The 25,108-nt window shown below is 29.4% G+C and carries 26 protein-coding genes; 22 read left to right on the forward strand and 4 right to left on the reverse strand.

Annotated elements, in window-relative coordinates; all coding sequences use genetic code 11:
• From G594_RS20315 to G594_RS0109080, 8 genes are all read left to right on the forward strand, one after another.
• Positions 1-714 (forward strand): MSCRAMM family protein (locus G594_RS20315; protein WP_034866304.1); only part of this gene is annotated, 714 nt, incomplete at its 5' end.
• Positions 715-934: 220 nt separating this feature from the next.
• Positions 935-2,599 (forward strand): ribonuclease J, encoded by a 1,665-nt coding sequence (locus G594_RS0109050; protein ID WP_207734591.1) that lies wholly within the window; start codon positions 935-937, stop codon positions 2,597-2,599.
• Between the two features lie 88 nt (positions 2,600-2,687).
• Positions 2,688-3,230 carry a phosphatase PAP2 family protein gene (locus tag G594_RS0109055; protein WP_027098292.1) on the forward strand — a complete coding sequence of 181 codons (543 nt, stop codon included), beginning with the start codon at positions 2,688-2,690 and terminating at the stop codon, positions 3,228-3,230.
• Positions 3,231-3,334: 104 nt separating this feature from the next.
• Positions 3,335-7,885, forward strand: a complete 4,551-nt coding sequence (gene gltB, locus G594_RS0109060) for a glutamate synthase large subunit (protein ID WP_027098293.1) — start codon at positions 3,335-3,337, stop codon at positions 7,883-7,885.
• A gap of 13 nt (positions 7,886-7,898) precedes the next feature.
• Positions 7,899-9,383, forward strand: a complete 1,485-nt coding sequence (locus tag G594_RS0109065) for a glutamate synthase subunit beta (protein ID WP_027098294.1) — start codon at positions 7,899-7,901, stop codon at positions 9,381-9,383.
• 196 nt (positions 9,384-9,579) lie between these two features.
• On the forward strand, positions 9,580-10,095 hold the full coding sequence (locus tag G594_RS18665) for a DUF4829 domain-containing protein (protein ID WP_051195959.1): 516 nt from the start codon (positions 9,580-9,582) through the stop codon (positions 10,093-10,095).
• A gap of 56 nt (positions 10,096-10,151) precedes the next feature.
• The gene (locus G594_RS0109075; RefSeq protein ID WP_027098295.1) at positions 10,152-11,054 is read left to right on the forward strand and encodes a chemotaxis protein; all 903 of its coding nucleotides are present in this window, start codon (positions 10,152-10,154) and stop codon (positions 11,052-11,054) included.
• 122 nt (positions 11,055-11,176) lie between these two features.
• Complete coding sequence (locus G594_RS0109080) at positions 11,177-11,509, forward strand: SdpI family protein (RefSeq protein WP_034866305.1); 333 nt, start codon at positions 11,177-11,179, stop codon at positions 11,507-11,509.
• Between the two features lie 102 nt (positions 11,510-11,611).
• Here the strand turns inward: G594_RS0109080 and G594_RS0109085 are convergent, their stop codons facing one another.
• Positions 11,612-12,406: a Cof-type HAD-IIB family hydrolase gene (locus G594_RS0109085; RefSeq protein ID WP_027098297.1), complete on the reverse strand. Its 795-nt coding sequence runs from the start codon at positions 12,404-12,406 to the stop codon at positions 11,612-11,614.
• A 120-nt stretch (positions 12,407-12,526) separates the two neighbouring features.
• Here G594_RS0109085 and G594_RS0109090 point away from each other — a divergent pair, with 120 nt between their 5' ends.
• From G594_RS0109090 to G594_RS0109115, 6 genes are all read left to right on the forward strand, one after another.
• Complete coding sequence (locus G594_RS0109090) at positions 12,527-13,027, forward strand: RNA polymerase sigma factor (protein ID WP_027098298.1); 501 nt, start codon at positions 12,527-12,529, stop codon at positions 13,025-13,027.
• 1 nt (position 13,028) lies between these two features.
• Positions 13,029-13,616 carry a zf-HC2 domain-containing protein gene (locus tag G594_RS0109095; protein WP_027098299.1) on the forward strand — a complete coding sequence of 196 codons (588 nt, stop codon included), beginning with the start codon at positions 13,029-13,031 and terminating at the stop codon, positions 13,614-13,616.
• An 8-nt stretch (positions 13,617-13,624) separates the two neighbouring features.
• Positions 13,625-14,419, forward strand: coding sequence for a YfjL-like protein (locus G594_RS19615; RefSeq protein WP_027098300.1), 795 nt, complete (start codon positions 13,625-13,627; stop codon positions 14,417-14,419).
• Between the two features lie 82 nt (positions 14,420-14,501).
• Positions 14,502-14,690: a hypothetical protein gene (locus G594_RS18675; protein WP_034866306.1), complete on the forward strand. Its 189-nt coding sequence runs from the start codon at positions 14,502-14,504 to the stop codon at positions 14,688-14,690.
• 167 nt (positions 14,691-14,857) lie between these two features.
• Positions 14,858-15,379: a thioredoxin family protein gene (locus tag G594_RS0109110; RefSeq protein WP_027098301.1), complete on the forward strand. Its 522-nt coding sequence runs from the start codon at positions 14,858-14,860 to the stop codon at positions 15,377-15,379.
• A 75-nt stretch (positions 15,380-15,454) separates the two neighbouring features.
• On the forward strand, positions 15,455-16,213 hold the full coding sequence (locus tag G594_RS0109115) for a MerR family transcriptional regulator (protein ID WP_027098302.1): 759 nt from the start codon (positions 15,455-15,457) through the stop codon (positions 16,211-16,213).
• A 163-nt stretch (positions 16,214-16,376) separates the two neighbouring features.
• Here G594_RS0109115 and G594_RS0109120 read toward each other — a convergent pair whose 3' ends face one another.
• Positions 16,377-16,886: a ferritin gene (locus G594_RS0109120; protein WP_027098303.1), complete on the reverse strand. Its 510-nt coding sequence runs from the start codon at positions 16,884-16,886 to the stop codon at positions 16,377-16,379.
• 145 nt (positions 16,887-17,031) lie between these two features.
• On the opposite strand from G594_RS0109120, the gene G594_RS0109125 reads away from it, so the two are divergent.
• From G594_RS0109125 to G594_RS0109155, 7 genes are all read left to right on the forward strand, one after another.
• Positions 17,032-17,397, forward strand: coding sequence for a DUF6483 family protein (locus G594_RS0109125; RefSeq protein WP_034866307.1), 366 nt, complete (start codon positions 17,032-17,034; stop codon positions 17,395-17,397).
• 126 nt (positions 17,398-17,523) lie between these two features.
• Complete coding sequence (alr, locus tag G594_RS0109130; protein WP_027098305.1) at positions 17,524-18,684, forward strand: alanine racemase; 1,161 nt, start codon at positions 17,524-17,526, stop codon at positions 18,682-18,684.
• 172 nt (positions 18,685-18,856) lie between these two features.
• Entirely contained in the window at positions 18,857-19,225 is a 369-nt protein-coding gene (locus G594_RS0109135) for a GntR family transcriptional regulator (protein ID WP_027098306.1), read from the forward strand.
• The gene (locus G594_RS0109140) at positions 19,226-19,927 is read left to right on the forward strand and encodes an ABC transporter ATP-binding protein (RefSeq protein ID WP_027098307.1); all 702 of its coding nucleotides are present in this window, start codon (positions 19,226-19,228) and stop codon (positions 19,925-19,927) included. It abuts the gene before it with no gap.
• Complete coding sequence (locus tag G594_RS0109145) at positions 19,921-20,712, forward strand: hypothetical protein (protein WP_027098308.1); 792 nt, start codon at positions 19,921-19,923, stop codon at positions 20,710-20,712. The genes G594_RS0109140 and G594_RS0109145 overlap by 7 nt, the downstream gene beginning before the upstream one ends.
• A 131-nt stretch (positions 20,713-20,843) precedes the next feature.
• Positions 20,844-21,368: a phosphatase PAP2 family protein gene (locus G594_RS0109150; RefSeq protein ID WP_034866308.1), complete on the forward strand. Its 525-nt coding sequence runs from the start codon at positions 20,844-20,846 to the stop codon at positions 21,366-21,368.
• A 16-nt stretch (positions 21,369-21,384) separates the two neighbouring features.
• Positions 21,385-22,332, forward strand: a complete 948-nt coding sequence (locus tag G594_RS0109155) for a YbgA family protein (protein WP_207636989.1) — start codon at positions 21,385-21,387, stop codon at positions 22,330-22,332.
• Between the two features lie 47 nt (positions 22,333-22,379).
• On the opposite strand, the gene G594_RS0109160 is transcribed toward G594_RS0109155, so the two are convergent.
• Complete coding sequence (locus G594_RS0109160) at positions 22,380-23,114, reverse strand: hypothetical protein (protein ID WP_027098311.1); 735 nt, start codon at positions 23,112-23,114, stop codon at positions 22,380-22,382.
• 125 nt (positions 23,115-23,239) lie between these two features.
• Between G594_RS0109160 and G594_RS20520 the strand changes: the two genes are divergently transcribed.
• Positions 23,240-23,626: a hypothetical protein gene (locus G594_RS20520; RefSeq protein ID WP_027098312.1), complete on the forward strand. Its 387-nt coding sequence runs from the start codon at positions 23,240-23,242 to the stop codon at positions 23,624-23,626.
• A 79-nt stretch (positions 23,627-23,705) separates the two neighbouring features.
• Here G594_RS20520 and G594_RS0109170 read toward each other — a convergent pair whose 3' ends face one another.
• Entirely contained in the window at positions 23,706-25,106 is a 1,401-nt protein-coding gene (locus G594_RS0109170; protein ID WP_027098313.1) for an MATE family efflux transporter, read from the reverse strand.
• Between the last annotated feature and the right edge of the window lie 2 nt (positions 25,107-25,108).

A 25,108-nucleotide genomic window follows, 5' to 3' on the forward strand; every position in this document is an offset into this window, starting at 1 on the left:
TTAGGAAAGATAAATATTCTAAAGGTAGATAGTGCTGATGAAAATATTAAGTTACCAGGAGCAGTGTTTGAAGTTAAGGATTTCCAAGGAACTGTAGTAGATACAATAACTACTGATGAAAACGGAGTAGGAACGTCAAAAGAACTTCCATACGGAAGCTACACAGTAGCAGAAGTAAGTGCACCATCAGGATATGAATTATCAGAAGAATCTAAGAATGTAACAATAGATTCAAATGGACAAATAATAGAGTTAACATTTGAAAATACAAAGATTCTAGGTAAGATAAATATTCTAAAGGTAGATAGTATTGATGAAAGTATTAAGCTATCAGGAGCAGAATTTGAAATAAGAGATTTAGAAGGTAATACTTTAGATACTATTATTACAAATGAAGAAGGAGTAGCTAATTCTATACAACTACCTTATGGTAGCTATATTGTTATAGAAACAAAGGCACCAGAAGGATATGTTTTAAGTGATTTTTCTGAAAATGTTACTATAAATAATGAAAATCTTGAGATATTATTGAAGGTAGAAAATATAAAAGAAGAATTATTACCAGAAGACCCTAAAGAACCAGAAGTACCTTCAAAGGAAGATAATGAAAAAGAACCTGTAAATACTGGTGACGAAAGTGGTAATATTGGAGGCTTAGGCTTAATGTCACTACTTTCCTTAATAGCTATGTTGTTAATGCATAAGAAAAAATAAATAATTAAATTTAAGTCATGAAGGATATAAAATTCTTCATGACTTTCTTTGTTAATTGTATAAAAATATATTCTTTACACAAAATATAAGTAAACAATAGTATAATTTAATATCTTGCAAAGGAATGAGATTAATTATATTATAAAGTAAGAGATTATAAACGATTTTAAATAATATTAAAATAAAGCAATAAATTATAGAAAAGGATAGGAGAATAAATTTGCAAAAGTATAAGAGCATAAAAATTATCCCTTTAGGGGGACTTGGAGAAATAGGAAAGAATATAACTGCATTTCAATATGATGATGAAATTATAGTTGTTGATTGCGGGTTAGCTTTCCCAGATGAAGATTTATATGGAATAGATTTGGTTATTCCAGATATAACATTCCTTAAAAGAAATAAGGACAAGGTTAAAGGTATATTTATAACACATGGACATGAAGACCATATAGGAGCCTTACCTTATATATTAAAGGAATTAAATGTACCAGTGTACGGAACTAGATTAACTTTAGGATTAATTGAAACTAAGCTGACAGAGCACAAAATGTTAAATGATTGTACTTTAAATGTTGTTGAACAAGGAGAAACTGTAAAACTAAACAACTTTAAAATAGAATTCATAAGAACAAATCATAGTATAGCTGATAGTTGTGCTTTAGCTTTACATACTCCAATAGGAGTAATTATTCACACTGGTGATATAAAGGTTGATTATACACCTATAGATGGAAAGGTTATCGATTTAGGTAGATTTGCTGAATTAGGTAAAAAGGGAGTTTTACTTTTAATGGCAGATAGTACAAATGTAACTCATCCAGGTCATACTATGTCAGAAAGTTCTTTAGGTGAAACCTTAAACAGGTACTTTACTAAGGCATCAGGAAGAATAATAATTGCAACCTTTGCGTCAAATATTCATAGGTTACAACAAATAATTAATGCTTGTGAACTTACAAAGAGAAAGATTGCATTTAGTGGGCGTAGTATGGAGAAAATATCTGAAGTTGCTATAAAGCTTGGATATTTAAATATACCAGAAGGTATGTTAGTTGGTTTAGATGAAGTTAAAAATTATGCAAATGATAGGATTACTATTGTAACTACTGGTAGCCAAGGAGAACCTATGTCTGCCTTAACAAGAATAGCTGCTGGAAATCATAGAAGTATTCAAGTTGAAAAAGGTGATATGGTAATAATATCAGCTACACCAATACCTGGAAATGAAAAGTCTGTTTCCAATATAATTAATGAATTAAGTAAAAGGGGAGCAGATGTAATTTATAGTTCGATGGAAGCTATACACGTTTCAGGGCATGCTTGTGAAGATGAATTAAAGCTAATCCATGCTTTAGTTAAACCTAAATTTTTCTTACCAGTCCATGGTGAGTATAAGCATTTAAAGAAACATGCTCAACTTTCAGAAATAATGGGAGTTAGACCAAACAATATAGCTATTCTAGAAAATGGTGATGTGTTTGAATTAACTAGAAGATGGGGTAAAGTTGTAGGAAAAGTACCATCGGGAAGAATATTAATTGATGGTAGTGGTGTTGGAGATGTAGGTAACATAGTTTTAAGAGATAGAAAATCTCTTTCTCAAGATGGAATTATTACAGTTGTAGTTGCTATAAATAAAGAAAGTAAAAGCATTACATCTGGACCTGACATAATTACAAGAGGATTTGTTTACGTAAGAGATTCTGAGGAACTAATGAAGGAACTTAGGAATATTGCAACAGATTCAGTAGAGAAATGTCTTGATAATGATATTACAGAATGGGCAGAAATAAAGAAAAATATAAGAACTGATATAAATAGTTATGTTTATGAAAAGATAAAAAGAAGACCTATGGTTGTGCCTGTAATTGTAGAAATCTAATATTAAAAGGAGTTTAGCTTTAATGTTAAACTCCTTTTAATATATAATAAATTTTGATATAATTAATAAAAAATATGTGAGGTTAGAAATGGATTATATATATAACATGGATATTACTATTTTAGATTGGATTCAAAGTGTTTTTAAGTGTACTTTTTTAGATTGGTTTATGCCTATTGTAACTTCTTTAGGGAATGCAGGTATAGTTTGGATAATTATTTGTGTATTACTTCTTATTTATAAAAAAACTAGAAAATATGGAGTTATGATGGGATGTGCATTGATTCTATGTTTATTAATAGGTAACTTATTTTTGAAACCAGTAGTTGCTAGAGTAAGGCCTTTTGATATTAATACAGCCATAGATATTTTAATTAAGAAGCCTTTAGATTTTTCTTTTCCATCAGGACATACAATGTCTTCATTTGCAGCTGCTACAGTTTTAATTTATATGGATAAAAAAATTGGAGCAATTTCATTAATTTTAGCTACTATAATTGGATTTTCTAGATTATATTTATATGTGCATTATCCATCAGATGTAGTTATAGGATTATTAATAGGTGTTTTATTAGGAATAATAAGTATTAAATTATGTTCTATAATAAAGTATCAAAAAAATAACGTTTAAACTTAAAGATTGATAAAAATACATAGAAATGCCTAAGAATATATTTACTTTTTTCTTATAACAGAGTATATTATAGAAAAAAGAATAAAGAAAGGATAGAGTATATGGGTAGGCAAGATAGAATAAGCAATGGAGCTTATAATGGAATGTACCGTCCTGAGTTTGAGCACGATAATTGTGGGATTGGTGCTATAGTAAATATCAAGGGCTTAAAAACACATGATACTGTTGAAAAAGCCTTGAAGATAGTTGAGAATTTAGAGCATAGAGCTGGCAAAGATGCCGAAGGTAAGACTGGTGATGGAGTAGGAATATTACTTCAAATATCACATGACTTCTTTAAAGAAGCAGTTAAACCTTTCGGCATCTTTTTGCGTTCTGAGAGAAGTTATGGAATAGGTATGTTCTTCTTCCCTCAAGATGAGCTTAAGAAAAATCGTGCAAAGAAGATGTTTGAGGTTATTGTAGAAAAGGAGGGGTTAGAATTTTTAGGTTGGAGAGAAGTTCCTACAGTACCAGATGTTTTAGGAAGTAAGGCAAGAGAGTGTATGCCTTGCATTATACAAGGATTTATACAGAAACCTAAAGATATTAATGAAGGATTAGATTTTGATAGAAAACTTTATATTGTAAGAAGGGTATTTGAGCAAAGTAATGATGACACTTATGTTGTTTCTTTATCAAGTAGAACTATTGTTTATAAAGGAATGTTTTTAGTTGGGCAATTACGCTCATTCTTTTTAGATTTACAAAATCCTTTATATAAGTCTGCAATAGCTTTAGTCCATTCTAGGTTTAGTACAAATACAAATCCAAGTTGGGATAGAGCTCATCCAAATAGATTTATGGTTCATAATGGGGAGATAAATACGATTAGAGGTAATGTGGATAAAATGCTTGCTAGAGAGGAAAACATGGAATCTACATACTTAAAGGATGTGATGGACAAGATACTGCCTGTAGTAAATAGAGGTGGTTCTGATTCTGCAATGCTAGATAATACATTAGAATTTTTAGTAATGAGTGGCATGCCATTACCTTTAGCAGTTATGATAGCAATTCCAGAACCCTGGGAAAAAAATAATACAATAAGCAAATCCAAGAGAGATTTTTATCAGTATTATGCAACAATGATGGAGCCTTGGGATGGTCCTGCATCAATATTATTTAGTGATGGGGATATAATGGGAGCAGTTCTTGATAGAAATGGACTTAGACCTTCTCGTTACTATATAACAGAAGATGATTACTTAATTCTTTCATCAGAGGTTGGAGTATTAGACTTAGATCAATCCAAGATAGTTTTAAAGGATAGATTAAGACCAGGAAAAATGCTTTTGGTGAATACAAAAGAAGGTAAACTTATAGATGATGATACATTAAAGGAATATTACGCATCAAGAAAGCCTTATGGTGAATGGATAGATAAAAATCTTGTAAGTCTTAAAAAGTTACAAATACCTAATAAAGGTGTTTTGGAATATTCAAAGGATGAAATAGCAAGGCTTCAAAAAGCTTTTGGTTATAGTTATGAAGATATAAAGACATCTATATTACCTATGGCTAAAAATGGTAGTGAACCTACAGCTGCTATGGGAATAGATAGTCCATTAGCTGTTCTTTCTAAAAAACATCAACCACTATTTAACTATTTTAAGCAACTCTTTGCTCAAGTTACCAATCCACCTATAGATGCAATTAGAGAAGAAATTGTAACTTCAGCATCAGTTTATTTAGGGGAAGATGGAAATCTCCTAGAAGAAAAAGGAGAAAACTGTAGAGTATTAAAAATCCACAATCCAATATTAACTTCTACAGATTTATTAAAGATTAAAAATATAAATGCTCCTGGATTTAAGGTGAAGGTAGTACCATTAATTTATTATAAAAATACATCCCTTAAAAAAGCTATAGAACATTTATTTATAATGGCAGATAGGGCTTATAGTGAAGGAGCTAATATACTAATACTTTCAGATAGAGGGGTGGATGAAAATCATGTTGCAATACCTTCATTATTAGCAGTTTCTTCACTTCAGCAACACTTAGTAAAAACAAAAAAGAGAACATCTTTAGCTATGATTCTTGAAAGCGCAGAGCCAAGAGAGGTTCATCATTTTGCAACATTATTAGGTTATGGTGCAAGTGCTATTAATCCTTATTTAGCTCAAGATAGTATTAAGGAACTTATAGAAGACAAGCTTCTAGATAAAGACTTTTATGCAGCAGTTAATGATTATAATGAGGGAATTTTAAAGGGAATAGTAAAAATAGCATCTAAAATGGGTATTTCAACTATTCAGTCATATCAAGGGTCACAGATTTTTGAAGCTATTGGTATAAATGAAGATGTTATAGAAAAGTACTTTACAGGTACTGTAAGTAGAATTGGTGGAATATCTTTAAAAGATATAGAAGAAGATATTGATGCATTACATTCTAAAGCTTTTGATCCATTAGGGCTTAAAGTAGATTTAACATTAGATAGTTTTGGAAGTCATAAATTTAGAAGTGATAAAGAAGAACATTTATATAATCCTAAAACAATACATCTTTTACAAGAAGCTACTAGAAAAGGTGACTATAGTTTATTTAAAGAATATACTCATTTAATAGATAATGAAATGAGTGAAGTAAATTTAAGAGGGCTATTTGACTTTAAATATCCATCTAATGGGATTCCTATAGAAGAAGTAGAAAGTGTAAGCTCAATTGTTAAGAGATTTAAGACAGGAGCTATGTCTTATGGATCAATTTCAAGAGAGGCACATGAAACTTTAGCTATTGCTATGAACAAGCTTGGAGGTAAGTCTAATTCAGGTGAAGGTGGAGAAGATTTATATAGACTTAATATTTGTGAAGATGGATTAAATAGATGTTCTGCTATAAAGCAAGTTGCATCTGGAAGATTTGGTGTTACATCTAGATATTTAGTGAGCGCTAAAGAAATTCAAATTAAGATGGCACAAGGGGCAAAACCAGGTGAAGGTGGTCATCTTCCTGGTGGAAAGGTATATCCATGGATTGCTAAAACAAGACACTCTACAACAGGAGTTGGACTGATTTCACCACCACCACATCATGATATTTATTCAATTGAAGACTTAGCGCAATTAATATATGACTGTAAGAATTCTAATAGAGATGCTAGAATATCAGTTAAATTAGTATCAGAAGCTGGGGTGGGTACTATAGCTGCCGGTGTAGCAAAAGCAGGGGCACAGGTAATACTTGTATCAGGTTATGATGGAGGGACAGGAGCAGCACCTAGAAGCTCAATTTATAATGCTGGACTTCCATGGGAACTTGGACTAGCTGAAACTCATCAAACTCTTATAATGAATGGATTAAGAGACAAAGTAATACTTGAAACAGATGGTAAGTTAATGAGTGGTAAAGATGTTCTTGTTGCAGCACTTCTTGGGGCAGAAGAATTTGGGTTTGCAACAGCACCACTTGTAACTATGGGATGTGTAATGATGAGAGTATGTAATTTAGATACTTGTCCTGTAGGTATTGCAACTCAAAATCCTGAACTAAGAAAGAGATTTAGAGGTAAACCAGAGTACGTTATTAACTTTATGGAGTTTATAGCAAAAGAGTTAAGAGAATATATGGCTAAACTTGGGGTTAGAACAGTAGATGAATTAGTTGGAAGAACAGATTTATTAAAGGAAAAATCAGTAATATTAAAAGAAAAGGGTAAAAATATAGATTTAACTAGAGTATTAAACAATCCTTATACATCGGAGAAGATTGAATATTGTAAAAAGAGTGTTTATGACTTTGGATTAGAGAAAACAGTAGATGAAAGTGTTTTATTAAAGGAATTTAAGGATGCTATAAAGAGCGGGAAAAAGAAAACAGTAACTCTAAATATAACTAATATAGACAGAACATTAGGTACAATTTTAGGTTCTGAAATTACAAAAAATAATGAAGATGGACTAGAAGAAGATTCGTTAAAGGTTAAATGTAATGGAAGCGGTGGGCAAAGTTTTGGTGCATTTATACCTAAAGGATTAACATTAGAGATTGAAGGGGATAGTAATGATTACTTTGGTAAAGGGTTATCAGGTGGTAAGCTTATTATTTATCCTCCAAGAGAAGCTAAATTTAAGAGTGAAGATAATATTATAATAGGAAATGTTTCTTTATATGGTGCAACTAGTGGTAAGGCATTCATTAATGGTGTTGCAGGGGAAAGGTTCTGTGTAAGAAATTCAGGAGCAATTGCTGTAGTTGAAGGCGTAGGAGAGCATGGCTGTGAATATATGACAGGAGGACGTGTTGCTATACTTGGAAAGACAGGTAAGAATTTTGCAGCTGGTATGAGTGGCGGAATAGCCTATGTATTAGATGAAGATAGAGATTTATATATGAAGCTTAACAAGGAGCTTATTGTATCTGAAGAGATTACTTCTAAGTCTGATGCTCAAGAGTTAAAAACTATGATAGAAGAGCATGTTAATGCTACTAACTCACCTAAGGGTAAGGAAATTTTAGAAAGCTTTGAAGAATACTTACCAAAGTTTAAGAAGATTTTACCTAAAGATTATGATAGAATGCTAAAATCTATAGCCTCATTCCAAGCTAAAGGCTTAAGCTATGAGGAAGCACAAATAGAAGCTTTCTATGAGAATAAATGTAAATAGGGAGGTATTGTCTATGGGTAAGTCAACAGGTTTTTTAGAATATAATCGTGAAACAAGTGAGGAAATTTCAACTTTAGAGAGAATCAAAAACTTTAATGAATTTCATATCTCACTTTCTAATGAAAAACAACAACTTCAAGGTGCTAGATGTATGGAATGTGGAGTTCCCTTTTGTCAATCTGGTATTTTAATAAAGGGGGCAGTTACTGGCTGCCCACTTCATAATCTTATTCCAGAGTGGAATGACTTGATTTTTAGTGGAAACTTTGATAAGGCCTATGAAAGATTATTAAAAACTAATAACTTTCCCGAATTCACATCAAGAGTATGCCCAGCACCCTGTGAAGTAGGTTGTACATGTGGACTTAATGGAGAGTCTATATCTATTAAGGAAAACGAAAGGTGCATAATTGAGAATGCTTATTTAAGTGGATTAGCAAATTCCAAACCACCAACTATAAGAACAGGTAAGAAGATTGCTATAATAGGTTCTGGTCCTTCTGGTCTTGCAGCAGCAGATCAATTAAATAGAAGAGGGCATAGTGTAACTGTTTTTGAAAGAGAAGATAGAATTGGTGGACTTTTAACGTATGGAATACCTAACATGAAGCTTGATAAGAGTGTAATTGATAGAAAAGTTAAGGTTATGGAAGAAGAAGGAGTAATATTTATAACTAATACTAATATTGATACTAAAGCTAAGGCTTCTAAGATTTTAAAAGAATATGATAGTGTGGTTTTAGCTTGTGGTGCATCAAACCCTAGAGATATTAAAGTTCCTGGTAGAGAAGCTAAGGGTATATATTTTGCAGTAGATTTTTTAAAGTCTACAACTAAGAGCCTTTTAAACTCAAACTTACAGGATGGAAATTACATTTCAGCAAAGGGAAAAAAGGTTGTAGTTATAGGTGGTGGAGATACAGGAAATGATTGTGTAGGAACATCTATAAGACATGGAGCAGTATCAATACTTCAGTTGGAGATGATGCCGAAACTTCCAGATGAGAGAACAGAGGATAATCCATGGCCAGAGTGGCCTAGAATTTTAAAGACTGATTATGGACAAGAAGAAGCCATAGCTGTCTTTGGAGAAGATCCAAGGGTTTATCAAACAACAATTAAAGAATTTATAAAAAATGAAAAAGGTGAGCTTTGTAGATTAAAGGTTGTTAAACTAGAAGCTAAGAAGGATGAAAAGTCTGGTAGATTAAGTATGGTGGAGATTCCTTCATCAGAATATGAAGTTGAAGCTGATATGGTTTTAATTGCAGCAGGATTCTTAGGTTGTGAAGAAAAGGTAACTAAAGCATTTGGTGTTGAATTAAATGAACGTACTAATGTTTTAACGGCTAAGGATTCTTATAAGACAACATTAAAAAATGTATTTGCAGCTGGTGATATGCATAGAGGACAGTCTTTAGTTGTATGGGCTATTAGAGAAGGTAGAGAAGTTGCAAGAGAAGTGGACTTTAATCTTATGGGATACACTAACTTATAATAAAAAATATAAATAGTGCTGAAGTAATAACAGAAGAAGTATTTATAGGTAAGATAATTAAAATTATAAATATTAGCTAGAGTTGACCTTAGCGTAGTTAAAAAAGCCAATGATCTATTGATTATTGGCTTTTATTTCTTTTTTAAGTATAAAAGTATGTAATAACTTGGCTATAATAAATATAAGAGGTGTTAGTATGAGAGGAAATCTAAGAAGAGTTATCTTAATGATATTTATTGTGATTATGAATATGGGAATTATAGCATGTAATATAACAAAGGAAGAAGTTGGTTTTAGTGATAATGAAATCAATGAGGGGTTAGATGTTATTAAAAATTCATTTAAATATGAGAATGATAGAAATGAAGAAGAGTTTAAAAAATGTTACACAGAAGTTTATAAAGATACAAATTTTATGTTAACCAATATTAATAGTGCAGAAATTAAAGAGGTTGCTTTATTAAAAGATAAGAGAAACTACCATAATTATTTAAATGATGGTAGAGGAAATATGAGGAATATTGATATAAACAATGTGATAATTTTTAGGGTGAAATATGATAAAAAGTATGTAGATGACTCTATTATGCCAATTGATAGTGGTATTGACGAAAAAGGATTTATTTTAATAAGAGAGAGTAGTAATTCTCCTTGGAAAATAGATGGAACTGGAGAACCATATTTCTGTGAAGATGAAGAAATATTACTGTAAAGTTTATGCTGTTTCTTAACGAGAATATATTATACTTACAAGTGAGGAGAGGTAATATGACTAGTGATATTTTATTAGAATCAGGTACTGGAGAAGTAGAAGTAATCGAATTTAGAGCTAACGACGTTAATTATGCAATAAATGTAATAAAGGTTAAGGAAATTATTGATATGCCAGCAAGTGGTGTAACTAAAATGCCTGAAAGCAAAAAAGAAATAGCTGGATTAATTTTATGTAGAGATGAAATACTTCCAGTAATTGATTTGAAATATATTTTAAATAGAGAAAAGTCTAGCGAATTAGGACAAAGATTAATAGTATGTGAATTTAATAAGGTTAAGGTATCATTTAATATTGATGATATTATAGGAGTTCATCGTATTAAGTGGAGCGAGATAAGAAAGCCAAATAATATGTTTGATGAGTCATTAGCAGTTGGAAATATTGTTTTAAATGGAAAAATTATAGTTATGTTAGATTTCGAAAAGATAGTAACAGATATTAGTCCTAAGTCTGGTATTAGTGAAGATAGACTTGTTTCTGTAGAATATAAGGATAGATCTGACCTTAAGTTAGTTTTAGCTGACGATTCCCCATTAATTAGGAAGCTGTTAAAGGAAACTTTAACTAAAGCAGGATTTACAAATATGAAGATATTTGATGATGGAGAACAAGCTTTAGACTATCTTGAAGGATTAAAGAAAGACTTAGGAAAATCCTTTGTTAAAGAAGTTCAACTTCTTATTACAGATATTGAGATGCCACAAATGGATGGATTAACTTTAACTAGAAAGGTTAAAGAAGATGAAGTGTTAAAGAGATTACCAGTAATTATATTCTCATCATTAATTACTGATGATTTAAGGCACAAAGGAGAATCTGTTGGAGCTGATGCTCAATTAAGTAAGCCAGAGATAGAAGAACTTATAGGAGTTGTAGATCAACTTTTAGGTATATAAATTAAATAACTAGCAGTTTAGAAGAGAAATAAAAATTATATTTCTCTTCTTTCAATTATATAAGGATTAACAAATGTTTTATTGAATAAAATATTAGTATAATATAAAGTGGAGATGATATTATGGTGGGATTTATTGTATCAGCTATATTAATTATAGGTGGAGTTATCATGTATCTTTTTCCTTCAAAAAATTCTAATTGGGTATATGGGTATCGTACAAGGTTATCAATGAAGAACCAAGATACATGGAAGGTATCACAGAAAATTGGTGGATTTAGTATGATAGTTTTTGGTATTATATTTCTAATTATCACTTTGGTATTGGAATTATTTTTAGAAAATTTATTTGATGAATTTTTAGTTATTATATTATTAATAGGATCTATATTAATGTTAATATTTGATGAAATGTATTTAAGAAAAATATTTAATAGGGATGGAAGTAGGAAGTAATACAAAAAAATAAAAATTATAGTGTCATCACAGAACACAAAAATGTGGTATGGCTGAAAAAAGTGACCTCTTGGCTAAAGCGTTCAAGGTCACTTTTTTATTTTAAATTAATTTGTAATGCTTAAGTGCATTAAAGATTCCATCATTATTAATATGAGTTGTAACATAAGATACTAATGGAAGTAGTGCTTCATTACTATTCCCCATTGCAATACTAGTATGTGCGTATTCTAGCATTGATAAATCATTGGTACTATCGCCAATAGCAAAAGTGTTTTTATGAGGAATATTTAAATGATTAATTAAAAACTCAATTCCTGTTGCTTTAGAAAAACCTTTAGGTACAACTTCGTAGAAATCATCACTTCTTTTTATAAAGTCAAGCTTATCTTTATGTTTATTATAGAAGCCTTCAAAATTACTGTCTTGGTTTAAGAAAATCACAAATTTATCAAAATAAAGTTCATCTAATTGAGAAAGTGATTTGAAAGAAAAACCTTCTTCAGCTAAATCAACAGTAAGTTTTAAAACTTCTTTATGTTTTATAGTAGATTTTTCTGGAAAGTATATAAAGTCCCTTCCTTCACCTATTGCATCTAATTTAAACTCTTTAAAGTCTAATGCAATTTCTTTTGAAAGGGCATGTCCAAGTTCGTTGTCTAATAAAACTTGTCCATCGCATTCTATATAAGTTCCGCAACCACAAATATACCCATTAAAGCCTGAGTTCTTAATTAATTCAGGTAGTATAACTTTGGTTCTCCCAGTATTAATAATAGCTAAATGACCATTTTCTTTAAGTTTTCCTATTGCTTCTAGTGCACTCCCTGGTATTTTATTTGTTTCCTCATCTAAAATTGTTCCATCAATATCAAAAAATATTATTTTTCTATCCATAGTTTTCTCCTATCTTTTGTTATATATAAACTAATTATAAATAAAAAAAATGAAATTTTCTATTATTTATTTGAAACAAAATTGGATTAATATACACTAATAATATGAGAGGGGGATAAGATGGAGGATTTTAATAAGCTTTATAAACTTTACAATAAAAAAATTTATAGTTATCTTCTCTATTTATGTAAGGATTCACTTGTAGCAGAGGAGTTGTTACAGGAAACCTTCTATCTTGCTATTAAAAATATAGAAAAGTTTAGAGGAGAATCTATGGTATCTACTTGGATATACTCTATTAGCAAAAATGTTTACCTTTCATGGCTTAGGGATAAAAATAAGAGAAATCATATACATGATTATGATTTTAATAATAAATTAGTACAGCAGGATAAAAGTGATGAAAGAATTATACAGGAGGAAGATCTTAGAGATTTATTTAAGCTTATAGACAGGATAGAAGAACCATATAGAGAAGTAATTTTAATGAGGTCAGTAAACAAGTTATCTTATAAGGAGATAAGTGAAATAATGAAAAGAAAAGAATCTTGGGTTAGGGTTGTTTTTCATAGAGGAAAAGTAAAACTTAAAGCTTTAATTGAGAATAAAGGGGAGATATAGTATGAGTATGGTTGACTGCAAAGTTATTAGGGATTTAATGACTTTATATATAGATGGATTATCTTCTGAAGAGAGTAATGAAATAATAGAACATCACATAAAAAAATGCAGTGAATGTAATGATTATTTAAATAGTTTATCAGATGAGTGTTTTTTAGATAAAAATGTAGTTGATAATTATGAGGTTGACGATAAGGTAGAACAGAAAATAGTACAGGATATTAAGAGGAGCAATACTAGTAAGCTATTAATTTATTCTATAGTTGGAGGAGTATTAGCAACCTTATTAACCTCTGGAAGTTTAATATTTAATGGATTTTTCTTGTTACCTCTATTTGGAGCAGTTATATATTTAAAGTTTAAGAATAAACTTATAGCACCAATTTCAATATATATTATTCAATTTCTAAACCTATCAATTGAGATGGTGATTGATTTAAGCATTCAAGATGAGAATATAGGGGTTACTCTTTGGGATTATATAAGTTATACCTATGGCAATGCTATATTTGCACTATTTTTTATGGGATTCACCTTTATAGGTGTTGTTATAGGAATATTAATAGAAAAAATTTTTTTAGATAAATAGGAGGTAAAATGAAAGTAAAATTTAATCTTAAAAAGATAATTTATTTTGTTATTTTAGTTGGAATATTAGCTTTACTATTTTCTATATATAATGCTTTTAATAGTAATCCCATAAGTAAGGGAATTGCTAAAAATAAGCTAAATAAATATATAGAAGAGAATTATAGTGACAGGGATTTTATAATAAAAGATGTAAGATATAATTTTAAGTTTAGTGAGTATTACGGAAGGGTTATATCAACAGAGGAAGGATTAGATTACAATATAACCTTAAGTAAGAATGGAAATATTATAGACTTATACAAAGAAAATGGATTTATAGAGGATGTTGAACTTAATAATAGGTTTAATAAAAAGATTGAAGAGGATTTTAAAGAATGGTTTAAGGATAAAGTTTCTTTTAATAAAGATGGAAATAAGAATGATTATTTATTTGCATATTTCAATATAATCCAAGGAAAATACAAGGATAGAGATATCCAATATTCTAAGGAGCTAGATGATAAATTCTTGATACAATTAAATATACATGATGAAAAGGATGGAGATTATAGAGATAGGTTTGTGGATTTAGCCTCAGAAATTATTAAGTATGCAGAGAGTAATGGATATAAAGGTCTTAGTGCAATATCAATAAGTACGTATATAAATGATGTTGAATATTCAATTTTAGTTAAAAGAGATGAATTTTCTAAAGATATGGAAGAACTTTACAATAACATAGTAAAGGGTGGCTATGAGGTTAATAGAAATTCAAAGGGTGAGCTACAATTTAAGTATATTGAAAAAGAAGAAAAGAAATAAAAGACTAATTATATTAATTGTATATTGTTTTGTGTAAATGGTATAATTTATTTGGGTAAATAAAGATTTTGGAGGGGATAATATGGATTCTGGTATTTTTTTGATGGTGATTATATTGGGGGTTGCACTAAATGTTGCAGTTTTATATTATGTATTAAGTTATATACCAAATAAGCTAAAGGAAATTGAGTTTAAGCAAAAGGCGTATTTTGAAGAAATGAAAATAAGATTAGATAGGCTTGAGGATATTATAAAAGAAAATAAAAACTAGGATAAAAGAAGGAGATAATTAACTCCTTCTATTTTTATTTGGAGTATAAAAAGTAGACACATAGTATATAAGATATAGAATTTATGTGTGTAGGAAGGACTATAATCATATAAATTAGGAGAAAGTAGTATAGAAAATATTTTTATTATTGAACAGGAGATGAGAATATGAAAAACTTCGATTTAGGAGCTACATACAATGAATATTTGAGCTTAGCAGATGAGGAGCAAAGAGGAATAATTGATAGACTTAATGAACAAAGCCAATTAATTAATAAAGATTTACATAAGGTAAGAAATATTAAAAATAAACTTAATATACTAGTTTTTGGAGAACCATGCTGTAAAGATGCTGCAACAGAAATACCTTTTTTACTTAAATTAAGTGAACTAAACAAAAATATAGAAGTTAAGTTCTTAAGAAGGGAAGGAAATGAGGAATTATTAGAGGAACTTTCAGGGGAGAGAAAAGTTCCAACATTTTTAATACTTGATGAAAAAGGTAATACTGTAAGAAAATATATTGAGTTTCCTATTGGGGTTAAAGAAATTCTTTTAAATACCGAGAAGGAAAAAGTTCAAGATATTATAGATAATATGAGAAAAGGTAAATACGATGACCTTATTCAAGAGGATATTATTAGATTTCTAACAGGAGAAAATTATAGATATATTAACTTTACTAAATAAATTTAAAAAAATAATTTATTGACTATTGACTTTAACGTTACGTCATAGCTTATTCTATTTTTAGGAGGTGATTTTATGGAGTATACCGTAAAAAGTTTAGCGAAGTTAGCCGGCATTAGCAGCAGAACTTTAAGGTACTATGATGAAATTAATTTATTAAAACCCTGCAGGGTTAATTCTTCAGGTTATAGAATTTATGGTGAAGAAGAGGTAGATACTCTTCAGCAAATTATGTTCTATAAAGAAATGGGGTTGCCTCTAGAAAAGATTAAGGAAATAATTTCGAACAAGGATTTTAATCAAAAGAATGCTCTTATAGCCCATAGAAATAAGCTTAAAGAGGAGCAGCTTAGAATAGAAGCCTTATTAAGAAATGTAGAAAAAACAATAAAGTCAATGGAAGGTGATTTAGTAATGTCTGATAAAGAAAAGTTTGAAGGATTTAAAAGAAATCTTATAGAAAAAAATGAAAAACAATATGGTAAAGAAATTAGAGAAAAGTATGGTAATAAGGCTGTAGATGAAAGCAATAGAAGAATATCAAAGTTAAGTGAAAGTGAATGGAATGACTTAGAGAGTCTTTCCAAGAAAGTTAATGAAAGCATAAAAAAAGCAATGATATTAGGAGATTCTAATAGTGAAGAAGCAAGAGAAGCAGTTAAGCTTCATAAAGCATGGCTTGATCATTATGGAAATTATTCCAAGGAAGCTCATATTGGGCTAGGTGAAATGTATGTCTATGATGATAGATTTAAAAAGTATTATGATGATAATGTTGGGGAAGGTGCAGCAGAATTCTTAAGAGATGCTATAAAAAATTATTATAACCAATAATATAAAGGTGGTTTATAATGCTGCCTTTTATATAAACAAAAGAGGCATAGATAAAATCTATGCCTTAAAAAATAGGGTAATGAGGTAATTTTAATATGTATTAAAATGTTTCATTTAAATTATTGACTCATTATTAAATTTCTAAACATAAAAAAATAAAATTTTATGCATTAGTCGGTGGAGTATAAACCCTGCTAGCTAGTTCATCATCCATTAAGTATAATGCAGCAGGATTTCCTTCAGATCTTCTTACTTTCTTAAGTAAAGCATTAAAGCTATTTTCTTCTTCAACTTGCTCATCTATAAACCATTTTAGTAAGCTCATAGTAGCATGTTCTTTTTCATCATGAGCAATATCAGCTAGGTTATATATTTTCTTAGTTACGAGTTGTTCATGCTCGTAGCCCTTTTGGAATACATCAATAACACCATCATATTTAGCTGTTGGCATAGGAATTTGTTTTAATTCTACAACACCATTCTTTTGGAAAATATAATCATAAAGCTTCATTGCATGAGCTAATTCTTCTTGAGCTTGAACTCTAAAGAAGTTAGCAAATCCACTTAGATCAATAGATTCACAGTATCCTGCCATTGCAAGATAAGTATAAGAAGAATAGAATTCAAAATTTACTTGTTCATTAAGTTCATTTAATAACTTTTCACTTAGCATATGTTCATCTCCTTTAATCTTATGTTATACACAAGATTATTCTATATACATAATGGAGAAATATCAATTATTTTATGGAAATAAAATTAATATATGAAGAAATTATAGTATAATGTATACTATAAAAAAATTTTGGAGGAGTAAAATGAAGCACGATTTCCTTTTAGATAAATTTGAAGGCTTTAGTAAAGCATTAGCTAAAACATTATTTGATGTTAAAGAAGATGTAGATCCAATACAGTTTGATAATCTATCAGATAAAGACATACTTTATATAGTTTTAAAGAAACTACTTAAAGAAGGAGAATTTAATAAGGGAGAAGATTTATTCTATAAGGAGCTTTATAAAAATAAGACTCAAGAGTTTTATGAGTTAGGACAATGGTTCTATAATTATTTATTAAATCAAGATGATAAGTTACTTGAAGAGAAAAATTTTCCTAGAAGAGAAATATATCAAGGATTAGAAGATTTACAAGAGTTTAAATATAAATATTTGATAAAAGGATAATAGTATTACCTTATAGCTAGTTAAGCCACTTAGTAATAAAAAATCTATATTAGTGGTACTTTGATTTTAACTTTAAAATAATTAGAATAATAGTATAAGCACAAGGGAAAAAGAGGGGATCTTTACATGGAAAAGATATACAGACCAGTATGGGCAGAAATAGATTTAGATAAGATTGAGTTTAATATAAGAAATATAAAAGAGTTAGCTAAGGATAAAGAAGTCATAGGAGTTATTAAAGCAGATGCTTATGGACATGGTGCAATTGATATTGCTCCAGTTTTATTGAAAAATGGTGTTTCTAGATTAGCAGTGGCAACACTTACAGAGGCAATGGAGTTAAGAAGAGAAAATATAACTGCACCAATAATTATTTTAGGTTATACTCCAACAGAATTTGGTGAAGATTTAATTAAATATGATATAGAACAAACTGTTTATACCTTAGAAGATGCTGAAAGGTTTTCCTCTATAGCAGAAGATATAAAGGGAAAAGTTAAGGTTCATATTGCCATTGATACAGGAATGGGAAGAATAGGGTTCCTTCCTAATGAAGAAAGTATAGAGGATATAGTTAAAATAGATAAATTAAAAGGAGTAGATATAGTAGGTTTATTTACTCATTTTTCAACAGCAGATGAAGAAGATAAAGAATATACAAAAAAACAGTATAAAGTATTAGAAAACTTTTATGAAGAGCTAAATAATAGAGGAGTTAATATTCCATTTAAACATGCGGCCAACAGTGCTACTATAATGGATTTACCTAATATGTACTTAGATGGAGTAAGAGCTGGCATTGTAATGTATGGTTATTATCCTTCAAATGAAGTTAATAAAGGTAGATTAAAAATTAAGCCTGCCATGACAATTAAGGCTAAAATTGCTCACATTAAGACTTTAGAAAAAGGAGCTTTTGTAAGCTATGGCAGAACCTATGAAGTTAGTGAATCTACCAGGGTTGCTACTATTCCCATAGGATATGCAGATGGCTATTTAAGAGCTTTAAGCAATAAGGGAAAGGTTATAGTAAATGGTAAACTTGCACCTGTAATAGGAAGAGTTTGTATGGATCAACTTATGATTGATGTAACTCATATTAATAATGTTAAGGTTGATGACGAGGTTATACTCTTAGGAGAATTTGATGATATTAAATATAATGCTGATGATATGGCAAATGCTGTTGGAACAATAAATTATGAAATAATATGTATGATTAAAGGAAGAGTACCTAGGGTATATGTTAAAGATGGTAAGGTAGTTGAAATTAGAAATTATATTTAAATAAAGAGTAGAATAATTAAAAACTTAATAGAATATTTTTAAGAGGAATTAGAAATAATTTCTCTTTTTTGATTTCTGGGAAAATATTTGATTTTTAATGTTTGACAAAAGATAAAAAAAGATGTACTATTGTATTAAGCTATTAATACAATAGTACAAAGGGAGTGAAAAAATGGCTTGGGAATTAAAAAGTGACAGACCAATTTATAGTCAGCTTATGGAATATATCAAAATAAGTATTGTATCAGGAAAATACAAACCAGGTGCAAAGATGCCATCTGTAAGAGAATTAGCTAGTGAAGCATCAGTAAATCCCAATACAATGCAAAAAGCCTTAACAGAGTTAGAAAGGTTGGGGTTATTGTTTTCAGTAAGAACAAGTGGAAGATTTATTACGGAGGATTCAAAGATGATTGAAGAAATGAAGTGTAATCTTGCTAAAGAAGAAATACAAGCTTTTTTAAAGAAAATGGAACAAATAGGTTTTACTAAAGAGGAAGCTATAGAAACAATAAAAGAAATTGCAGAGGAGATGAAATAATTGGGGGAAAATATTCTAGAGTGTAGAAATCTTGTTAAATCCTATGGTAATAAACTTGCCTTAGAAGGAATTGACTTATCTATGAAGAGGGGTAGAATAGTAGGACTACTTGGCCCTAATGGAAGTGGAAAAAGTACTTTAATTAAGTTAGCAAATGGATTGTTAACACCAACTAGTGGAGAGCTTCTTATAAATGGTAATAAACCTGGGATAGAGACAAAGAAGATAGTTTCTTATTTACCTGAGAGAACTTATCTTGCTGATTGGATGAAGGTATCTGATATAATTAACTTTTTTAAAGATTTTTATGAAGATTTTAATGTTGAGAAAGCTTATGATATGCTATCTAAGTTGAATATTAATGCTAATGATAAGTTAAAGACAATGTCAAAAGGGACTAAGGAAAAGGTTCAGCTAATACTAGTTATGAGCAGAGAAGCAGAACTTTACTTTTTAGACGAACCAATAGCAGGGGTTGACCCAGCTGCTAGAGATTATATATTAAATACTATTATTTCAAATTATAATGAAAATGCAACAGTAGTTATATCAACTCACTTAATATCTGATATTGAACAGATTTTAGATGATGTAATTTTTATTTCATATGGAAAGATATATTTATCTAAGAGTGTTGATGAGATAAGGGAAGAAGAAGGTAAGAGTGTAGATGCCTTATTTAGGGAGGTGTTTAGATGTTAGGAAAGTTATTAAAGTATGAATTTAAAGCAACTGGAAGATTAGTACTTCCTTTATATGGAGCATTATTAGTATTTGCTCTAATAAATAAGATTTTCCTTGAAACAGAAATAGGCTTTGGTAGAGCATCAGGAACTATCGGAAATATAGCATCTCTTATAACTATGTTTGTATATGGATGCATAATGGCAGCAGTATTTATAGTGACATTTTTTATAGTGCTACAAAGATATTATAAAAATCTTTTAGGAGATGAAGGTTATTTAATGAATACTCTTCCAGTTCCTGTATCTAAAAATATATGTAGCAAATTAATTGTTGGTATAGTATGGAATATTTTAAGCGTTATTGTTGCAGTTATATCGATAGTAATTTTAGCCTATTACCCAGGTATGATTGGTAATGCTTTTGAGTTTATGGGAGAAGTATGGAGAGTTGGAATAAGTGAGTTTGGATTTAGAATTCCTTTAGTAATATTTGAAATTATAGTATTAGGTATTTTATCTTGTGCCTCTTCAACTTTATTACTTTATTCATCTATGTCAATTGGACATTTAGCAAACAAGAGAAAAATACTTTGTTCATTTGGAGCATTTATAGGAATAAGTATGATAACAAGCTTTGCTACATCAGTATTTAATACATCATTGATAAGTTACAATTATGGTTTCGAATTTATGGAGTTTCAATGGATTCTATTAAAAGTAGCAGCTAATTTAATTATTACTTCTGCAATATATTTTGTTATATCTAGCTATATTATGAAAAATAAATTAAATTTAGAGTAGTGTTTAAGATAGTATATCAATATGATTTTTGATATACTATTTTTTTATGCCATAGTAAAATATAAAATGATAAATAAATTAAGTACTATTTACAAATACTTATTTTAGGTAGCTTAAGGAGTGTACAAAAGATGATGTCAGATATGATTAAAAAATGGGATGAAGATATTTTATATTTAATAAACAAATATTGCAGAAATAGATTTTTAGATAAGGTTATGCCATTTGTAACATCTCTAGGGAACTTAGGGATGTTATGGATTATTCTTGCTATATTAATGATTAGGAAAGTAGATTATAGAAGAGTTGGCATTATAGTATTGGTAACATTAGCTTTTACAACAATTATGGGGGAAGGAATAGTAAAGCATATTGTCAAAAGAAAAAGACCATTCATAGGCAAGAAAAATAAAGAATTATTAATAAAAGAACCATCCTCATTTTCTTTTCCATCAGGTCATACAGCATCTTCTTTCGCAGTAGCTGTGGTTTTTTTGAAAAGTAATAGTAGTATTAGCACAATTATAGTATTAATAGCTCTTGCTATTGCATTTTCAAGACTATATTTGAAAGTGCATTATCCATCAGATGTTATTGGGGGGATAATATTAGGTTTAATTTGTGGAGGAATTGTATTTAATTATCTTTATATTTAGAAAGAAGATGATATATTTGAGTAAACCTAAAGTAGTTATAAGTAAATGCCTTGGATTTTCCAATTGTAGGTATAATGGTGGAACTGAAAATAATGAATTTGTAACTAGATTAAAGGATTATGTGGATTTCATCACAGTATGTCCAGAGATAGGTATGGGGCTAGGTACACCAAGAGAAGCTATTAGAGTTGTAGAGATAAATGGAGAAAATAGATTATTACAATCTAAGACTAAAAGAGATTTAACAGAAAATATGAATGAATTTGCTAAGGATTTTTTATCAAGTTTAGACGAAGTAGATGGATTTATATTAAAAAGTAAATCCCCTTCTTGTGGAATTAGAGATGTTAAGATATATCCCTCAATTGAAAAAGGAGGAATTTCTAAAAGAGGAGAGGGGAGATTTAGTTCAATTATTAGAGAGGCTTATCCCAATATTACTATTGAAGATGATGGAAGACTTAAAAACTTAAAAATAAGAGAGCATTTTTTAACTAAGTTATTTACATTAAATAGGTTCAAAAAATGTAAAGAAAGCAATGAAATAAGTGAACTTTTAAAGTTTCATAAAGAAAATAAATTGCTATTTATGAGTTATAACCAAAGACAGCTTAAAGCTCTTGGACAGATATTAGGTAATATAGATGGAAGAGAAAAAAGAGATGTATTTAACGAATACTCTATAATTTTAAATAATATTTTTTCTAAGGTTCCTAGATATACAAGTAATATTAATGTATTAATTAAAAGTATGGGTTACTTTAGTAATTACATAAGTCACAATGAGAAAGAATTTATAATAGATACTATAGAAAAGTATAGAAGCAATAAAGTTCCGTTAAGTGTTCCTCTAAATTTAATTAAAGGATATGCTATAAGATTTGAAAAAGAAAATCTATTAAAGCAGAGTTTTTTTAATCCATTTCCTGAAGGTTTAATAGAGTTAAGTGATTCTGGAAAGTAAAAGAAAATCCCTCCTGCATTAATACAGGAGGGTTTGTTATATTGATTTTAGCCAAATTGTTCGATTTTATCTAGGCACACAATTATAACTCTATTATCATCATTAATTAACCAGGCAATATTATTAGTTACAGTAATGACAGTAAATCCAATAAGTGGTTCTTCAAATGCTGATGAAGATATTTTTAGGTTAACAGGTCCTATTGAGTCAGCTAAGAATAATGCTTTACTTGAATTACAACAGCAAGAACCGTCCTCAACACAGCATAATGATCTAGGATTTATAGGAGGAATACATCTTGTTATAGCACGAATAAATCTATCTCTATTAAATCCTTGAAAGCAATTGTTTCCATCGTCAGGTTGAAGAGAAAATGCAACTAAAACTAAATCACAAATTGTAGTTGAGTTAAATAATGGGTTGCTATCAGAATAAGTGACTAGTCCATCACTGCAATTAGATACAGTTTTAAGGGTTGTTGCACCATCCTCAGTATTAAAGTTATTACCTACTAATGTAAAGCTTGATAAGTCTATTAAACTCCTTATTAAAGGATTTAATAGAATATCTAATGATCTTCTTAAAGCTCTTTTGCAACAGCAGGTATTTCTGTTACATTCATTTCTTTCAAAAGTTTGAGGTAAAACCTCTTCATTAGCTACTGTAAGATATCTTGAAGAATTATTATTTTGATTCTCATTACATCTACAATCCTCATTTCTACCCAAGTAGTTTCTATTATCCATTTCTAATGTTTCTCTAATGTTTCTTTCTTTGCTCATACTTGTTCTCCCTTCATATAATATGGGGGGTCACTACATTATATTTATCAAGATTGGTAAATGCTACTTAAATATTGCACCTTTTTTCCCTTTAGATAATAAAATATCGTAAAGGGGCGATTACTATGGATTTGTTAACTTTATTTGTTTTAGCAATATTAGCTGAAAGTGTATGGGAAACTTTAAAAATGACTTGGCAAAAAGGAAAGCTATGTATTGATAGAATTGGAGCATTAGTAGTTTCAATTATAATAACTTTTTCAACAGGATTTGATATATTAAATTGTTTCAATATACCTATTAAAGTTCCACTAATAGGCATGGTGTTAACGGCTATTCTATTAAGTAGAGGATCAAACTTTATTCATGATTTAATAGGAAAGATAAGCCAAGCTGAGGCGTTAATAGAGGATGTAAATGAAAATAAAGGAATGTTAGAGAGTAATAAAGAAGAAAGTACAACTGAGAATAACAAAGAAGATAATACTAATAAAACAGAAAATTTGGATTAATTTAAATAAAAATTATAGGAAGGAAACACTGCTATGGCTGGTGTTTCCTTGAATTTATATGTAGGAGTTATAAACACCATTATTTATTAATACATTTTTCATCTTTAACTAATAAGTTATCTGATAGAATATCTTGTTTTTGCCATTTATTTGACTTATAAATAATATATCCATAAATACATATTACAAGATTACTAAAACTCATGGAAAACCATATCCCAACTGAGCCTACTTGCGTAAAGTTTTTAAATAATAAAATCATTGGAAGTCTTACAAACCAAAGTCTACCTATCTCCATATTCATGGAATATTTAGTATGACCAGAGCCTTGAAAAATACCTTGGAATACGCTAAACATACCCATTAGTGGCATTGAATACAGGATATAGTTTAAGTATGTAATTCCCTGATCTATTACAGTTAAGTCATCCTTAGATTGCATAAAGAAGTTAATAACCAATTCATTATTAAAAAATATAATTAATGAACCAACGGTAGTAAGTAAAATTGTAATAATTGACCCTTTATTAAATGCTTCAGTAACTCTTTTAGGATTATTATTTCCTAAGTTTTGTCCTGTAATTGCAACTAATGCGGAACCAATGCCCATAGCAGGTTGTGATATTACAGATGTAATTTTATTAACCATTCCAAAGGCAGCCATTGTTGAAGTACCATAAGAAGCTATAAATCCATTTAAAACTATAAATCCAAGTGCTGAGCCAGACTGGCCTATAGAAGAAGGCAGGGCAACCTTTATTACTTTGTTTAATATATCTCTATCAAATTTAAAATTCTTGAAGTCAGGTTTTAAAGGTGATTTACTTTTATTTAGAATTAAATAAGCAAAGAGAGATAATATTATTTTTGATAAAAGTGTTGCATAAGCTGCACCAGCAATACCTAAGTTCAATGGAAATATAAAAATAGGATCTAAGAGTATATTTAACACTGCACTAATTCCACTTAAAACAGTAGGTAAGGCTGTGTTACCTTGTGCAACCATAATAGAATTGAAAATAAAGAAGTAAAATGTAAAAGGCATATTTAAAAATATTATTTTTAAATAAATGTTACTATAATATGCTAAATCCCCTGTAGCTCCCATAAGTGTAATAACAATTGGAGTTATTAATACTCCCACGAGGGCAAAAGCTATAGACACTATAATTGAAATTACAAAAAGTTGAGTTGAGTACTTACTACAATCTTTAGAATTTCCTGCCCCAATTAGTTGTGAAAGTAGAGAGGTACCAGCAATTGAAATACCAGATCCAATAGAAATAAATAAGAATTCAACTGGCCATATAAAAGATGTGGCTGCAAACTGAACCGAACCAATCATACTAACCCAAAATCCATCTGCAAGGTTATAAAAGGTTTGTATCAAGTTGTTTAGCATTATTGGTACGGCCAAGGTTATTAAAACCTTATAAATATTACCATTCAAAATGAGTTTTTTTCGAACTTTCATGTCCATAT

The sequence above is a fragment of the Clostridium paraputrificum AGR2156 genome (genome assembly GCF_000424025.1).
Taxonomy (GTDB): domain Bacteria; phylum Bacillota; class Clostridia; order Clostridiales; family Clostridiaceae; genus Clostridium; species Clostridium paraputrificum.